General features: G+C 68.5%; 10 protein-coding genes. 7 read left to right on the forward strand and 3 right to left on the reverse strand.

The features are described from left to right. Nucleotides 1–33 precede the first annotated feature (33 nt). From glnT to AB0K11_RS24330, 3 genes are all read right to left on the reverse strand, one after another. Complete coding sequence (glnT, locus tag AB0K11_RS24320; protein ID WP_364983068.1) at nucleotides 34–1,344, reverse strand: type III glutamate--ammonia ligase; 1,311 nt, start codon at nucleotides 1,342–1,344, stop codon at nucleotides 34–36. A gap of 105 nt (nucleotides 1,345–1,449) precedes the next feature. Continuing rightward, nucleotides 1,450–2,703, reverse strand: coding sequence for an ammonium transporter (locus AB0K11_RS24325; RefSeq protein ID WP_364983173.1), 1,254 nt, complete (start codon nucleotides 2,701–2,703; stop codon nucleotides 1,450–1,452). A 114-nt stretch (nucleotides 2,704–2,817) separates the two neighbouring features. Further along, the gene (locus AB0K11_RS24330) at nucleotides 2,818–3,420 is read right to left on the reverse strand and encodes a nitroreductase family protein (protein ID WP_364983071.1); all 603 of its coding nucleotides are present in this window, start codon (nucleotides 3,418–3,420) and stop codon (nucleotides 2,818–2,820) included. 112 nt (nucleotides 3,421–3,532) lie between these two features. Here AB0K11_RS24330 and AB0K11_RS24335 point away from each other — a divergent pair, with 112 nt between their 5' ends. The 7 genes from AB0K11_RS24335 to AB0K11_RS24365 all read left to right on the forward strand — a co-directional run. Beyond that, nucleotides 3,533–4,798: an aspartate kinase gene (locus tag AB0K11_RS24335; protein ID WP_364983074.1), complete on the forward strand. Its 1,266-nt coding sequence runs from the start codon at nucleotides 3,533–3,535 to the stop codon at nucleotides 4,796–4,798. Between the two features lie 5 nt (nucleotides 4,799–4,803). Further along, nucleotides 4,804–5,838, forward strand: a complete 1,035-nt coding sequence (locus AB0K11_RS24340) for an aspartate-semialdehyde dehydrogenase (protein ID WP_364983077.1) — start codon at nucleotides 4,804–4,806, stop codon at nucleotides 5,836–5,838. A gap of 35 nt (nucleotides 5,839–5,873) precedes the next feature. Next, a complete protein-coding gene (locus AB0K11_RS24345; RefSeq protein ID WP_364983176.1) occupies nucleotides 5,874–6,968 on the forward strand; it encodes a DUF4185 domain-containing protein in 1,095 nt (364 codons plus the stop codon). Between the two features lie 75 nt (nucleotides 6,969–7,043). Continuing rightward, nucleotides 7,044–7,448 carry a hypothetical protein gene (locus AB0K11_RS24350; RefSeq protein WP_364983080.1) on the forward strand — a complete coding sequence of 135 codons (405 nt, stop codon included), beginning with the start codon at nucleotides 7,044–7,046 and terminating at the stop codon, nucleotides 7,446–7,448. 46 nt (nucleotides 7,449–7,494) lie between these two features. After that, nucleotides 7,495–7,944, forward strand: coding sequence for a Fur family transcriptional regulator (locus AB0K11_RS24355; protein ID WP_364983083.1), 450 nt, complete (start codon nucleotides 7,495–7,497; stop codon nucleotides 7,942–7,944). A 169-nt stretch (nucleotides 7,945–8,113) separates the two neighbouring features. After that, nucleotides 8,114–9,583, forward strand: coding sequence for a catalase (locus AB0K11_RS24360; protein ID WP_269896269.1), 1,470 nt, complete (start codon nucleotides 8,114–8,116; stop codon nucleotides 9,581–9,583). A 635-nt stretch (nucleotides 9,584–10,218) separates the two neighbouring features. Next, on the forward strand, nucleotides 10,219–15,956 hold a 5,738-nt coding region (locus AB0K11_RS24365), incomplete at its 3' end, for an amino acid adenylation domain-containing protein (RefSeq protein WP_364983086.1).

Raw genomic sequence — 15,956 nt, forward strand, 5'->3', positions numbered from 1 at the left:
CTCGTCGTGGGTCAGTCGTGGGTCAGTCGCGAATCAGAAGGCGGTCAGGTACTGGTCGATCTCCCACGGCGTCACGGAGCCGTGGTAGGCGAAGAACTCCTCGCGTTTGACGTCGGCGAAGTAGCCCGCCACCCCGTCGCCCGCGGCGTTGAGCACACCGGAGACCACGGGGTCGGACTGCAGTTCGTCGACGGCGTGCAGCAGCGTCGGCGGCAGGGTCGCGCGGCCGTCACCGGCAGCGCCGACCGCGCCGGGATCGGTGCTGCGCTTGATCCCGTCCAGGCCCGCGCCCAGCGCGGCGGCCATCGCGAGATAGGGGTTGGCCGACCCGTCGCCGCCGCGCAGTTCGATGCGCTGGGAGTCGGGCACCCGGATGTAGTGCGTGCGGTCGTTGCCGCCGTAGGTGGCGCGCCGCGGGGCCCACGACGCGCCGGACGCCGTCGAGGTCGCACCGGTTCGCTTGTAGGAGTTGACCGTCGGCGCGATGACGGCCTGTAGTGCGCAGGCGTGGTCGAGGATTCCGCCGATGAAGCCGTATGCGGTGTCGGACAGGCCGAGACCGCGGTGGTCCTCGGCGGCCGGGAACACCGGGTTGCCGCCGCTGGTGAGCGACAGGTGCAGGTGCAGGCCGCTGCCCGTCCGGTCGGCGAACGGCTTGGGCATGAAGGTGGCCACCATGCCGCGTTCGGCGGCGATCATCGACAGGAGGTAGCGCAGCGTCACCACCCGGTCGGCGGTGGTGAGCGCCTCGGCGAACTGGAAGTTCTGCTCGAACTGGCCGTTGCCGTCCTCGTGGTCGTTGGCGTAGTTCGACCAGCCCAGCGCATTCATCGCCGTGGAGATGGCGGTGAGGTGGTCGTACATCCGCGTGACGCCGCGGGCGTCGTAGCAGGGCTGGGCGGCGGTGTCGGCGGCGTCGGCGGTGGACAGGCTGCCGTCGGGATTGCGGTGCAGCAGGAAGTATTCGACCTCCGCGCCCACCCATGGCTCGAATCCGGCGTCTGCGGCCTGCTGGATCAGTGCCTTGAGGATGACGCGTGGTGCGTAGGGCCACGGCTTGCCCTCGACGTGCGGATCGCAGTGCACGATGGCCAGCCCGTCCTTGATGAACGGGATGGGGGTGAACGACGCCGGGTCCGGGATCGCCATCAGGTCGGGATCTTTGGGCTCCTGACCGATGGCGCCGACGGCGTAGCCCGCGAATCCGACGCCTTCGGTGGCGAGCAGGTCTATTGCCTCGACCGGCACCAGCTTGGCGCACGGCTTTCCGCGCAGGTCGACGAACAGCGCGAGCACGAACTTCGTGCCGGACTCCTCAGTGAGGGTGGCGAGGTCGGGGGTCATACCGGTCCTGTCTCTTGCTGAGAATCAAAGTATCACGATAGGAAACTCGGCGGGCATGCGAAAGCCGGCCGGTGCGGGGATGAGCCCGCGCCGGCCGGCGTCAGATCACACAGGTGCCATGTCGTAGGACGACTCGCGGTGGAACTTCGCGTCGATGCCCTGCTCTTCCTCCTCGGGCGAGATGCGGATGCCCATCGTCTTCTTGAGCGCGAAGGCGATCGCGAACGCGACGACGAAGGAGTACCCCATCACCGCGAAGGCGGCGACCGCCTGCTTCCACAGCTGGTCCACACCGCCGCCGTAGAACAGGCCGTTGGTGGCGTTGGGCATGCCCTCGCTGGCGAAGAAGCCGATCAGCAGCGTGCCGATCAGCCCGCCGACGAGGTGGACGCCGACGACGTCGAGCGAGTCGTCGTAGCCGAACTTCGACTTCAGGCCGACGGCGTACACGCAGATGGCGCCGGCGATGGCGCCGACGAAGATCGCGCCGACCGGGGTGACCGAACCACACGCGGGGGTGATGGCGACCAGGCCGGTGATGGCGCCCGAAGCCGCGCCGACGCCCGTGACGTGGCCGTCCTTGATCTTCTCGACGGCGAGCCAGGCCAGCGTGGCGGCGCAGGTCGCGACGAAGGTGGTGACCATGACGATCGCCGCCGAATTACCCGCGGCCAGCGCCGAACCACCGTTGAAGGCATACCAGCCGGCCCACAGCAGGCCGGCGCCGAGCAGGGTCAGTGGGACGTTGTGCGGCTTGCGCAGCTGACCGAACATCGCGGACTTGCCGAGCACGATCGCCACGGCGAGCGCGGCGGCGCCTGCGTTGATGTGCACCGCGGTACCACCGGCGAAGTCGATGGCCTTGAGGCTGTTGGCGATCCAGCCGCCGACCGAGTTCTCGGTGACCACTCCGTCGAACGCGAACACCCAGTGCGCGACGGGGAAGTACACCAGCACGGCCCACACCGTGGCGAACAGCATCCACGCGCCGAACTTCATCCGGTCGGCCACCGCGCCGGAGATCAGCGCGACGGTGATCCCGGCGAACAGCGCCTGGAAGATCGCGAACAGGCTCACCGGCAGACCCGAGATGGTGGTCTGGGACTCCAGTAGGTCGGTCATGCCGTCGAATTCGGTGAAGCTTCCGACGAAGCCGCCGTACGAGGTGCCGAAGACCATCGAGAAGCCGAAGAGCACCCACAGCACGCCGACGACCGCGACCGCACCGAAGGTCATCATCATCATGTTGGTCGAGCTCTTGACCGAGACCATGCCGCCGTAGAACAGCGCGAGGCCCGGGATCATGAGGGTCAGCCCGATGATGCAACACAGCATGAATGCCGTGGTGCCAGTGTCCACTACGTCCATTGGTTAGTTACTCCTGGAAGTGATGCGGACCGCTCAGTCGGGTCCGTTCACTGGCAGTAACCGTCGTTTCTGTTACACGGACAGTGTCGCGGTGTTGCGGGCGCGTTAATAGTCCGCCGGCTTGCCCCAGCGCTCGGCGAAGGCGATCTCCTCCAGCGGGAGCCGCCGGCGGGGCAGTGAGTCGCGCTCGACGGTCTTCTCGTCGGCGTCGGCGTAGTCACCGAGCGATCCGACGGCCACCACGGCGTACGGCCGGACACCCTCGGGAATGCCGAACTCGCGTCGGGCCGCGTCGGCGTCGAAGCCGGCCATCGGGTGGGCGATCAGCCGCCGGGACACCGCCTCGACGGTCAGATTGGCGATCGCCGCGCCTGCGTCCAGCGCCGCATAGCGTGCCGTCCGCTCGTCCTCGCCCTCGTCGGCGCACACCAGGATCAGCGCGCCCGCGGCGTGGGCGTAGCTGTTTCCCCTCTTCAGCGTGGCGGCCAGGGCCGTGAAGGTGGGATCGCCGCGCCGTCCCACGACGAACCGCACCGGCTGGCGCGCCCCCCACGTCGCCGCCCAGCGGGCCGCCTCGAGCAGCGCGGTGACCTCCTCGTCGGTGATCGCCGCGGCCGGATCGAAGGCGCGCGGACTCCACCTCGCGGCTAGGTCGGGATGGATGGGCACCCGGGTCTGGGCGGTGCGATCGGTCGGCGGGTCGGCCACGTCTCGACGCTACCGAGCCTGTGCTGCACGGCCTGCCCGCCGGAGGGAAAAACCGGGTGCTCCGACCCCTTATCCTTGTGTGCGACCAATCCGCACCCTGAAAGGGCTGACAGTGGCGCTCGTCGTGCAGAAATACGGCGGATCCTCGGTGTCCGACGCCGAGCGCATCCGGCGCGTCGCCGAGCGCATCGTCGAGACCAAGAAGGCGGGCAACGACGTCGTCGTGGTGGTCTCGGCCATGGGTGACACCACCGACGACCTGCTCGATCTGGCCAAGCAGGTGTGCCCGGCGCCGCCGGCGCGCGAACTGGACATGCTGCTGACCGCGGGTGAGCGGATCTCGAACGCGCTGGTCGCGATGGCCATCGAGTCCCTCGGCGCGCACGCCCGGTCGTTCACCGGCTCGCAGGCCGGCGTCGTCACCACCGGCACCCACGGCAACGCCAAGATCATCGACGTCACCCCGACCCGGCTGCGGTCGGCGCTCGACGAGGGGCAGATCGTCCTGGTCGCCGGCTTCCAGGGCGTCAGCCAGGACACCAAGGACGTCACCACGCTGGGCCGCGGTGGCTCGGACACCACCGCCGTCGCGGTGGCGGCCGCGCTGAACGCCGACGTCTGCGAGATCTACACCGACGTCGACGGTGTGTACACCGCCGACCCGCGCATCGTGCCGAACGCGCACAAGCTCGACACCGTCAGCTTCGAGGAGATGCTCGAGATGGCGGCGTGCGGCGCGAAGGTGCTGATGCTGCGGTGCGTCGAGTACGCCCGCCGCTACGACCTGCCCATCCATGTCCGGTCGTCGTACTCCGACAAGCCGGGCACCATCGTCAAGGGATCGATCGAGGACATCGCCATGGAAGACGCCATTCTCACCGGGGTCGCCCACGACCGCAGCGAGGCCAAGGTCACCGTCGTCGGCGTGCCCGACGTCCCGGGTTACGCCGCGAGGGTGTTCCGCGCGGTCGCCGACGCCGACGTGAACATCGACATGGTGTTGCAGAACATCTCGAAGATCGAGGACGGGAAGACCGACATCACCTTCACCTGCGCACGGGACAACGGGCCCGGCGCGGTCGAGAAGCTGACGTCGCTGCAGCACGAGATCGGGTTCACCCGGGTGCTGTACGACGACCACATCGGCAAGGTGTCGCTGATCGGCGCGGGCATGCGCAGCCACCCCGGCGTCACCGCCACCTTCTGCGAGGCGCTCGCCGAGGTCGGCGTGAACATCGACTTGATCTCCACGTCGGAGATCCGGATCTCGGTCCTGGTGAAGGACACGGAACTGGACAAGGCCGTTGCAGCGTTGCACGAGGCGTTCGGACTGGGCGGCGACGAGGAAGCCGTCGTGTACGCGGGAACGGGACGGTAGAACGAATGGTCAGTATCGGAGTTGTGGGCGCGACTGGACAGGTCGGCCAGGTGATGCGCACGCTGCTGGAGGAACGGGACTTCCCGGCCACCAGCGTGCGGTTCTTCGCGTCGGCGCGTTCGCAGGGCAAGAAGCTGCCGTTCCGCGGCCAGGAGATCGAGGTCGAGGACGCCGAGACCGCCGATCCGTCCGGCATCGACATCGCGCTGTTCTCCGCGGGCGCGACCATGTCGCGGGTGCAGGCGCCGCGGTTCGCCGCCGCGGGCGCCGTGGTGATCGACAACTCCTCGGCGTGGCGCAAGGACCCCGAGGTGCCGCTGGTGGTCTCCGAGGTGAACTTCGACCGCGACGCCGGCAATCGACCCAAGGGCATCATCGCCAATCCCAACTGCACCACCATGGCCGCCATGCCGGTGCTCAAACCGCTGCACGACGAGGCGGGTCTGGTGCGGATGATCGCCTCGACGTATCAGGCCGTGTCGGGCAGCGGGCTGGCCGGGGTGGACGAATTGTACGGCCAGGCAACGGCCGTCGTCTCCGGCAGCCGCGACCTCGTGCACGACGGCTCAGCCCTGGACTTCCCGGCGCCGAACAAGTACGTCGCGCCGATCGCGTTCAACGTGGTGCCGCTGGCGGGCTCCTACGTCGACGACGGCTCGGGGGAGACCGACGAGGACCAGAAGCTGCGCAACGAGAGCCGCAAGATCCTCGGCATCCCCGACCTCCTGGTCAGCGGCACCTGCGTGCGGGTGCCGGTGTACACCGGCCACTCGTTGTCGATCAACGTCGAGTTCTCCCAGCCACTCTCGGTCGAGCGGGCCACGGAGATCCTGGCCGCGGCGCCCGGTGTCACGCTGTCGGAGGTGCCGACGCCGCTGGCCGCCGCGGGCGCGGACGAGTCGCTCGTCGGCCGCATCCGGCAGGATCCGGGCGTGCCCGACGGCCGTGGGCTTGCGCTGTTCGTCTCCGGTGACAATCTGCGAAAAGGTGCGGCGCTGAACACCATTCAGATCGCCGAGTTGCTGGCCGCTCGGTTGTGACCCGGCGGGCCGTCGGGGCGCTGCTCGGCGTCCTGATGCTGCTGCCCGCGGCGCCGTCCGCGCTGGCCGAACCGCCCTCGCCCGCACCGGGCCCGGTGCTGCCACCGCTGGCGCCCGGGCAGGTGCTCCGCCTCGGGCCGACCGCCGGAACCGGAACCGCGACACGCGACTACGGCATCGGCGCGACCGACCTGTGCGAGTTCATGGAGTTCCCCAGCGGCATCCTGCAGGTGTGCGGCGACAGCTTCGCCGGCCAGGGCGTCGGGTACGGCGGGTGGTACTCGCCGATCGCCTTGCACGTCGACCCGGAGTCCGTCGGTGATCCGAACGGCGTGCGCTACGACGGGGTTTCGGGAGTCGACACGCCGCTGCTCGCCGACCCCGCGCCGCCGGGGTCCTCGCAGCTGCCGGCCGGGGTGGTGCAGGTCAACCGGGAGAACTGGATGCTGATCACCACCACCCGTGACCTGCGGCCGCAGTCGTCGAGATTGGTGAAAGCATCAGCCGCCGAGGGTGATTGGCCGACGATCGAGGGTTCGGAGCGGGACGCCGGCTACGACGGCGGAAGGCAGTCCCAGATCAGCGGCTACTACGACCCGATCCCCACCGCGGACTCACCCGGTGGCTGGGTGTACATCGTGGCCAACAACTTCGACCGCACCGCACCGGTGGTGCTCTACCGCGCGAGGCCCGACACCTTCACCGACCGGTCGACCTGGGAGGGCTGGTCAGGTCTGCCCGGTCCGGACGGCGGCTGGGGCAAGCCGGCCACGGCGCTGTGGGGCGACCGGGTGGGGGAGATGAGCGTCCGCCAGATCGACGGCAAGACCGTGCTGTCGTACTTCAACGCCGGCAACGGCAACATGGAGGTCCGGGTCGCCGACGCCCCGACGGGCCTCGGCACGGCGCCGGTGACGACCGTGGTGGTGGCCACCGACTGGCCGGAGCCGGCCGAGGTTCTGCCGCCTCCGGAGGTCAACCGGCTGGCGCAACCGTACGGCGGGTACATCTCGCCGGGCTCCACGCTCGACGAGGTGCGGGTGTTCGTCAGCCAGTGGAACACCACGCCGCGCGGCGGGACGCCGTACCGGGTGATCCAGTTCGCGGTGAACCCGTTCAAGCCCTGGTGATCTCCACCATGGCTCACAGCGGATTCATAGCTGATTCAGGATCAGCGCTTGAACACCGCTTGCAGGCTGTGAGTCATGACCGAAACACCTTCATCCCCCGAACCGGCGACGCGTCCCGTCGTCACCGAATCCACCGCGCCCGTGGTCGAGCGTGAACCGCGGCGCGGCAGCCGCGTCACCACCGCCGCCGCGTGGGTCGGCATCGTCGCAGGCGTCGTGTTCGTCGTCGCGGTGGTCTTCTTCTCCGGCTTCATCCTCGGCAAGGCCTCCGACAGCGGACACCGCGGCGGTGGGCCCGGCCACGGCGACCGCGTGATGATGCACCACGGCGGACCGCCGCCGATGATGGGCCCCGGCGGAGCGGAGCGGGGCGGCCCGTTCGGTCCCGGAGGACCGGGCGGACCCGGCGGACCCGGTTTCGGCCCGCAGCGGCCCGCTGCGCCCGATGCGCCGACCACCACCGCCCCGGCCCGGCCGTGACGCACCTTATCTTGACTGGATCCAGATTGAGGGCATACTCGATGGTGTGACCGCGATCCACGACGCCGACTCCCGCGCCTTGCTGCGGGCCGCCGGTATGCGTGTCACGGCCCCGCGGATCGCGGTGCTGGACGCGCTGGTCGCCGCACCGCACTCGACCGCCGACGAGGTCGCCGGAGAGGTCCGGCGCCGGCTCGGCTCGGTGTCCACCCAGGCCGTCTACGACGTGCTGCGGGCGTGCACCGAGGCCGGGCTGGTGCGTCGGATCGAACCGGCCGGCCCCTCGGCCCGCTACGAGACACGCACCGGCGACAACCATCACCACCTGGTCTGCCGGTCGTGTGGGCGCATCGCCGACGTGGAGTGCGTGGTCGGCGCGGCGCCGTGTCTCGCGCCGGCCGACACCGACGGCTTCGTCGTCGACCGTGCCGAGGTGGTGTTCTGGGGCGTGTGCGCCGACTGCCGCGACACCGGACCGGCCGACATGTCCGCCTAGACGTTTCTCTGCAGCCCTTCGAGACGCCCCGTCGCCCCCGCGCCGGGGCGTCTCGTCGTTTTCGTGCATCCAAGATCGCGGTTTCGGGTACACCCCGGAGGTGACGCGTCCGCGCGTCCGCGGTCCAGCCCCCACGGCCGCCTGTTCCCCGAGGAGATGAACGACCACGATGACCGCCACCGAGAACAACTTCACCACCAACGACGCCGGAAACCCGGTACCCAGCGACGAGTACTCGCTGTCCGTCGGACCTGACGGCCCGATCCTGCTTCAGGACCACTACCTGATCGAGCAGATGGCGAACTTCAACCGGGAGCGCATCCCGGAGCGTCAGCCCCACGCCAAGGGCGGCGGCGCATTCGGGGTCTTCGAGGTGACCAACGACGTGAGCCGGTTCACCAAGGCGGCGGTGTTCCAACCCGGCGCGAAGACGGAGATGGTCGCGCGGTTCTCCACCGTCGCGGGGGAGCGGGGCAGCCCGGACACCTGGCGCGACCCTCGCGGCTTCGCGCTGAAGTTCTACACCTCCGAGGGCAACTTCGACATGGTGGGCAACAACACCCCGGTGTTCTTCGTCCGCGACCCGATGAAGTTCCAGAACTTCATCCGCAGCCAGAAGCGGATGCAGGCCAACAACCTGCGCGACCACCACATGCAGTGGGACTTCTGGACACTCGTGCCCGAGTCGGCGCACCAGGTGACGTGGCTGATGGGTGACCGTGGCATCCCCAAGACCTGGCGGCACATGAACGGCTACTCCAGCCACACCTACAGCTGGGTCAACGCCGACGACGAGATGTTCTGGGTGAAGTACCACTTCAAGACCGACCAGGGCGTCGACTTCCTGACCCAGGAAGACGCCGACCGGCTGGCAGGCGAGGACGCCGATTATCACCAGCGCGACCTCTACGACTCGATCGAGGACGGGGACTTCCCGAGCTGGACGCTGAAGATGCAGATCATGCCGTTCGAGGACGCCAAGACCTATCGCATCAACCCGTTCGACCTGACCAAGGTGTGGCCGCACAGCGACTACCCGCTGATCGACGTCGGGCGGATGACGCTGAACCGCAACGTCACCGACTACCACGCCCAGATCGAGCAGGCGGCCTTCGAGCCGAACAACATCGTGCCCGGCACCGGCCTGTCCCCGGACAAGATGCTGCTGGCCCGCGGGTTCTCCTACGCGGACGCGCACCGTCACCGCCTCGGGGTGAACTACAAGCAGATCCCGGTCAACGAACCCAAGGTCGAGGTCCGCAGCTACTCCAAGGACGGGGCGATGCGGATGCGACTGACCAGCGATCCGGTGTACGTGCCGAACTCGATGGGCGGCGCGCACGCCGACCCGGCCCGCGGCACCGAGGCGCACTGGATGTCCGACGGCGACATGGTCCGGGCGGCCTACACGCTGCGCGCCGAGGACGACGACTGGAGTCAGGCCGGCACCATGGTTCGCGAGGTGCTCGACGACGATCAGCGGGACCGGCTGGCGCACAACATCATCGGACACGTGACCGACGGCGTGCGGGAACCGGTGCTGTCACGGGTGTTCGAGTACTGGCGCAACGTCGACGCCGAACTGGGCAAGAAGGTCGAGGAGGGCGTGCGGTCGAAGCTCGAGGGCAACGGCGGCTGACCGCCGGCGGTCGGCGGGCACTCGCCCCGGACATTGCTCTGGAGCTCTACCGCCGACCGCGCGCCCCGAAGTTCATCGCCCTCCGTCAATGCTGCGGTTGCTGAGGCGAACCTTTGCTGGTTGATCATCGAGCCGCTCGGTTTGCCCTCGCAGACCAGATCCCTTCCGGGTGGTGACAAACCTCGTGAGTCTGGCGCTGCCCCGCGCCAGGCTCGTCGCCGAATGACTCCCATTTGCGCAGGTAAATGCCTGTTCAAGCGAGATGGAGCCGCGCAGACCGGGCGGTGATTTATTTTCGATGGTCAGTAGCAACGGTGGAAGTTCGCCATAACTTCGGAAAATGCCGGTGTGACCTTGCTGAACTGTCGTAAGGTCGGATCTTCCAGTGATCTTGGCAAACGACCTGGGGGGCCCGGTGGATATCGAACCGGTTGAATATATGGACGGCAGCTTCTTCTTGCTGGTCAACAATGCGGACCGACACAGGCTGTGGCCTGCTTTCCCGACGTGCCGACCAGCCGGCAAACGGTGAACGGTGATGCGGACGTTCGTTCCATGAGTTTGCGCGATCGGTTGGCCGCGGATCGCGGCTGACGCGTCAGTCAGCACCAGGTCAGGGAGTTCCTGGGGGTCGAATGGAGCGAGGACAGCGCACACTTCCGCTCACGCGGGGGCAGCTCGACATATGGCTCGCGCAGGAGTCGGGGGAGTCCGCCACCGACTGGCAGCTCGGGCTGTTCGTACGGATCGAGGGCGCCGTCGACCGCGACGCCCTGGAGTGGTCCATCCGCCGCGTGGTGCGCGAGGCCGAACCCATACGGGCCGCCTTCGTAGAGGTAGACGGCCAGGTGCTGCAAAGGGTGATCGATGACCCGAACGTCGAGCCGGCATTCCACGACCTGACCGAGTCCGCCCATGCGATGGACGAGGTGCACCGCATCGCGTCGTCGATCCGGTGCACGCCGATGCCGCTGTTCGGTCCGCTGTTCTCGTTCACGCTGTTCCAGACGCGCATCGACGAATTCGTTCTCTTCGCCTGCTGCCACCACATGGTGATCGACGGTTTCGCCCTGGGGTTGGCCGGGCAGCGGATCGCGTCCATCTATTCTGCCGTCGTCTGCGGCGCGCCCATTTCGCCGGCCTTGTTCGGATCGTTGGAGGAACTGGTCGCCTGCGAAGCGGAATACGAATCGTCTGAGACGTATTCGGTCGATCAGGAGTTCTGGGCGAACAATCTCCCCCCGGACGGTGAGCCGTCCCTCGGGGATCTGCACACCGCGGATGTCCGAGACGAACCACCTGCGCCGTCGATGCCCGTACAACTGGATCCTGCCCTGGTCGTTCGCGTCGACGAACTGGCCGCACTGTGGAACACGCCTCGATCCTCGATACTGACGGCGGCGAGCGCGCTCTTGGTGCGCGAGTGGAGCGCGCAGAGCTCACAGGTCGCGCTGAATCTCCCGGTCACCAGGCGGGTACGCCCCGAGTCCAAGACGCTCCCCGGCATGCTCGCCGGTGTCATACCGTTGGTCTTGAACGTCCCCCCCAATTCGTCCGTCGCCGAGTTTTGCGCGTCCGTGGATGCGCGAATCCGCGAAGTGCTACGGCATCAACGGTTTCCGGTACACGCGCTCGAGCGTGAATCTCGCCCGGGCGGCACGGGGCGGCCGCCTGCACGGGTCGGCGTCAACTTCCTGCCGGTCTTGTCGAAGCTGTCCTTCGGTGGTGCGCCGGCAACGGCGTCCTTCACCAACACCGGCCCGGTGGGAAGCTTCGGGCTGGTCTTCGCCACAGCGGGCGACGAGATCTTCCTCAGCACGGAGGGCGCAGGGCTACCGGGCCTCGGCGCCGAGGACACGGCCCGGCGGTTGTCGAGAATCCTGGCGGAGATGGTTGCCGATCCCGGTCAGTCGGTGTCGTCCGTCAGTGTGCTCGACCCTGCCGAGGAAGCCCGGGCCGGCGAGTGGGGCAACCGGGCGGTGTTGAATCGGCAGACGGATGTTCCGGTGTCGGTCCCGGAGTTGTTCGCCGCGCAGGTGGCCCGGACACCTGACGCTTCGGCGCTGACCTGCCGGGGCCGTTCATCGTCTTACCGAGAACTCGATGCGGCGTCGAACCGGCTGGCGCGACTGCTCATCGGCCTCGGTGCTCACCCGGGTACATCCGTGGCGCTGCTGTTCGACCGGTCCGCCGAAGCGATCACGGCGATTGTCGCGGTACTGAAGACCGGTGCGGCCTACGTGCCGATCGACCCGGGTCATCCCGATGCGCGGATCGGCTTCGTGCTGGCGGATGCCGCAGCCGTGGCAGTCGTCACCACCCCAGCGCTGCGTCGGCGACTGGACGGTCATGAGATGGCGGTCGTCGATGTCGACGATCCGCGTGTGGAGGCCCAGCCGAGCACCGCGGTGCCGTTCCCGGCACCCGACGACATCGCCTACCTCATCTATACGTCGGGGACGACCGGTGTGCCGAAGGGCGTCGCGGTCACGCACGGCAACGTCACCCAGCTGGTGGGCTCGGTGACTGCGGACCTACCTCGCGCAGGGGTGTGGAGCCAATGGCATTCCTACGCTTTCGACGTCTCGGTGTGGGACATCTGGGCGCCGCTGCTCGGGGGTGGGCGGGTGCTGGTGGTGCCCGAGGATGTGGCGGCGTCACCGGACGAATTCCACGCCCTGCTGGTCAGCGAGCGGGTCGATGTGTTGAGTCAGACTCCGTCGGCGGTGGGAATGCTGTCGCCCGCAGGGCTGGAATCGCTGGCGCTGGTGGTCGCCGGTGAGGCGTGCCCGGCCGAGGTGGTGCACCGGTGGGCGGCTCCGGGCAGGGTGCTGATCAACGCGTACGGCCCGACTGAGGCCACCGTGTACGCGTCGATGAGTGCGCCGCTCACCCCGGGGCTGACGACGGTCCCGATCGGTGCGCCGGTGGCGGGCGCGGCGTTGTTCGTGCTGGATTCTTGGCTGCGGCCGGTGCCCGCCGGGGTGGTCGGTGAGCTGTATGTGGCGGGTCGCGGTGTCGCAGTCGGCTATGTGGGCCGGTCGGGGTTGACCGGGTCGCGGTTCGTGGCGTGCCCGTTCGGGGGTTCCGGACTGAGGATGTATCGCACCGGGGATCTGGTGCGGTGGGGTGCCGACGGGCAGTTGGAGTACTTGGGCCGCGCCGATGAGCAGGTCAAGATACGCGGTTACCGCATCGAACTGGGCGAGATCGAGGCCGTGCTGAGCCAGGCGGACGGTGTGGGCCAGGCTGCGGTGATCGCCCGCGAGGATCGCGCCGGCGACAGGCGGCTGGTCGCCTACATCACCGGCACAGCGGATCCCGCGGCGTTGCGTGCTGCGCTGGCCGCACGGCTCCCCGCGTACATGGTTCCCGCCGCGGTGGTCGTTGTCGACGTCCTGCCGCTGACCGTGAACGGCAAGCTGGACAGGCGGGCTCTTCCTGCACCCGATTACCAGAATGCCGACCGGTATCGTGCCCCGGCCGACGCGGTCGAGGAGATACTGGCCGCGATCTATGCCGAGGTTCTCGGGATGGATCGGGTCGGGGTCGACGACTCGTTCTTCGAGCTGGGCGGGGACAGCATCCTGTCGATGCAGGTGGTGTCGCGGGCCCGTGCGGCGGGTCTGAGCTGTCGGCCGCGTGATGTGTTCGTCGAGCAGACGGTGGCCCGGCTGGCCCGCGTGGTCGGGGTGGCCGAGGTCCGCGGTGTGGTCGACGAGGGAACCGGACCGGTGGCGGTGACACCGATCATCGGCTGGTTGCGAAGTGTGGACGGCCCGGTCGGTGAGTTCAACCAGTCGGTGGTCGTGCAGGCCCCGCCCGGCGTCGGTGCTGCCGCCGTCGTGGTCCTGCTGCAGGCGCTGCTGGATCGGCACGCCATGCTACGGCTGCGGGTGGCTGTCGACGAGCACGGGACCTGGGCGCCGGTGGTCCCCGAGCCGGGTTCCGTCGTCGCGGCGGGCCGTCTGATGTCGGTGGAGGTGCTCACTGCGGACGCGATGGTCGAGGCGCGGTCGCGGCTGAACCCGGCCGCCGGGGCGATGCTCAGCGCGGTGTGGGCCACTGAAACCAGTCAGCTGGCGCTGGTGGTGCACCACCTCGCGGTCGACGGGGTCTCGTGGCGAATCCTGCTGGAGAGCCTCAACATCGCCTGGGCCCAGCACCGCGGCGGGCGTCCGGTCGAACTGCCCGTCGGGGGGATGTCGTTCGCGCGGTGGTCGACCCTGCTGGCACAGCACGCACACTCCGACGAGGTAGCAGCACTGGCCGACGCCTGGCGGCAGGTGGTCGAGATCCCCTCGGCACTGCCCGCACCCCGGCCCGAGTCGGACACCTATGCCACGGCCGGATACTCATCGGCGTCGCTGGACACCGGGACGACGCGGATGCTGCTCGGTGAGGTGCCTGCGGCGTTCCACACCGGGGTGCAGGACGTGTTGTTGATCGCGTTCGGCCTGGCGCTGGCCGAATTCGTCGGCGGTCGCCGCGGGCGACGGATCGGCATCGACGTGGAAGGCCATGGCAGGCAGGAGGAACTGGCCGCCGACGCCGACCTGTCGCGCACCGTCGGGTGGTTCACCACCAAGTACCCGGTCGCGCTGCCGAGCGGTGAACTGTCCTGGGCTCAGGTGGTCTCCGGTGGCGCCGCCCTGGGCAGGTTCGTCAAAATAGCCAAGGAGCAGTTGCATGCCCTGCCCGACGGGGTGACCTACGGCCTGCTGCGCTACCTGAATTCGACCGTCGATCTGGACGTGCCGGAGCCGTGCGTGGGATTCAACTATCTGGGCCGCCTCGGCGCGGCCGGTGACCTCTCCGGTGAGATGTGGCGGATCGACCCGGATGCCGGGACACTCACGGCCGCCGCCATGGGGGTGCCGACCCCCTTGACCCACACGGTGGAGCTCAACGCCGCCACGGTGGACACCGCTGCGGGGCCGCAACTGCGCGCCAACTGGACATGGGCGGTGTCGGCGCTGGACGACATTCAGGTCGAGCGGCTGAGTCAGTTGTGGTTCGATGCGCTGGCCGGGATCTGCGCCCATGTGCGTTGCGGTGGCGGTGGTTTGACGCCCTCGGACATCGCTCCGGTGCGGTTGAGCCAGGACCAGATCGACTGCCTGAACAGCCGCCACCGAGTCTCCGATGTTCTGCCGTTGACCCCACTGCAGCACGGCCTGCTCTTCCACGTCGGGGCCGAGGATGCGAGCAGCGACCTGTACGCGATGCAGCTGGATTTCGCGGTGACGGGCCCGCTCGACGCCGACCGGCTCCGTGACGCGACGCACGCGGTGGTCTGCCGTCATCCACACCTGATGGCCCGGTTCTGTCAGGAATTCGACGAGCCGGTACAGGTCATCCTCTCCGACCCCGGGCTGGAATGGCAGGACGTCGACTTCGAATCCGATGACCAGGTAGAGCGACTGTGCGCCGACGAGCGGGCAGCGGTCTGCGATCTCGGTCGCGGGCCGGTCTTGCGGGCCGCGCTCGTGCGCATCACGCCGGAACGGCACCGGCTCGTGCTGACCATCCACCACCTCGTGGTCGACGGCTGGTCGCTACCGCTCCTGTTGCAGGAGATCTTCGGCGTGTACCAGGGGCGGCGGCTGCCCGCGGCGGTGCCGTATCGCCGGTTCGTGTCCTGGCTGGCCGACCGTGACCTCGTGGCCGCCAGGGCGGCCTGGGCCGATCTGCTGAGCGGTTTCGAAACCCCCACCCTGGTGGCCCCGCCGAACCGGTCGGCGATGGGTCCGCGTGGCGTGGCCACGTTCGAGGTGCCCCCGCACATCAGTCGGGCGGTGGGGGAGCTGGCACGCTCACAGCAGACCACGGTCAACACGGTGCTGCACGCGGCGTGGGCGGTGTCGCTGGCCTCGCTGACCGGCCAGCAGGACGTGGTGTTCGGCACCACGGTCTCCGGTCGCCCGGACGAGCTGCCCGGGTCGGAATCGATGATCGGCCTGATGATCAACACGGTTCCCGTGCGGGCCGACATCACGGCGACCACCACTGCCGCCGAGCTGATGGAACAGCTGCAGTGCGCTCACAACAACACCTTGGATCATCGCCACCTGGCCCTGCCCGAGATCCACCGCCTCCTCGGCCACGACCGGCTGTTCGACACGATGTTCGTCTATGAGAACTACCCGCTGGACACCGGAATGGCGTTGGGCGACGGGTTGGCCGTCGCCGAGTTCAGTAGTCGCGAGTGCAATCATTATCCCCTTGCGGTGCAGGTGATTCCGCGGGAGGGACTGAGCCTGCGAGTCGAGTACCGCACTGATGTGTTCGATGGTGCCGGTGTGGAGGCGCTTGTTGGGCGGTTGGTGCGGGTGTTGGTGTCGATGACTGGTGATCCGGCTCGGCGGTTGTC

The sequence above is a fragment of the Mycobacterium sp. NPDC050551 genome (assembly GCF_040674075.1).
Lineage (GTDB): Bacteria > Actinomycetota > Actinomycetes > Mycobacteriales > Mycobacteriaceae > Mycobacterium.